Annotated in this window: 1 protein-coding gene; it reads right to left on the bottom strand. The window is 70.4% G+C overall.

Going from position 1 to position 670, the window contains the following annotated elements; all coding sequences use genetic code 11:
• The coding region (locus ABEA87_RS42260) for a SigB/SigF/SigG family RNA polymerase sigma factor (protein WP_345639442.1) at positions 1–670 on the bottom strand (670 nt) is incomplete at both ends.

Raw genomic sequence — 670 nt, 5'->3', positions numbered from 1 at the left:
CGCGCATCGCGGCCAGCGACCGGGCCAGCATCCGGGACACGTGCATCTGGGAGATGCCGACCCGCTCGGCGATCTGCGTCTGGGTCAGGTTGCCGAAGAACCGCAGCACCACGATCTTCTGCTCGCGCGGGCTCAGCGACTCCAGGGCCGGGCCGATGGTGGCGCGGAACTCGGCCAGCGCCAGTTCGTGGTCCTCCACGCCGAACAGGTCGCCGAGTTCGGTGCCGTCCTCGCCGTTGCCGACCAGGCTCTGCAGCGACACCGCGCTGTACGCCCGGGCGCCCTCCAGTCCCTCCAGCACCTCCTCCTCGCTGCGCTTGAGGTGCCCGGCGATGTCGGCGACCGTCGGGGAGCGGCCCAGCCGCTGGGACAGGGTGCTGGTCGCCTCGTTGATGTCGAGCTTGAGCTCCTGCAACCGGCGGGGCACCCGCACGTCCCAGGTGCGGTCGCGGAAGTGGCGCTTGATCTCACCGACGATCGTCGGCACCGCGTACGCGGCGAAGTCGTTGCCGTACTCGGGGTGGAACCGGTCGATCGACTTGATCAGGCCCACCGTCGCGATCTGCACCAGGTCGTCGAGGGGCTCCCCACGACCGTTGAACCGCTGCGCCAGATGCTGGGCCAACGGCAACCACGCCCGGATCGCCCGGTCACGCACCGACGCCCGCTC

It is taken from the genome of Rugosimonospora acidiphila (genome assembly GCF_039543385.1).
GTDB lineage: Bacteria > Actinomycetota > Actinomycetes > Mycobacteriales > Micromonosporaceae > Rugosimonospora > Rugosimonospora acidiphila.
The sequence above is the reverse complement of the archived record's forward strand: the minus strand, read 5'-3'. Positions and strand labels throughout refer to the sequence as shown.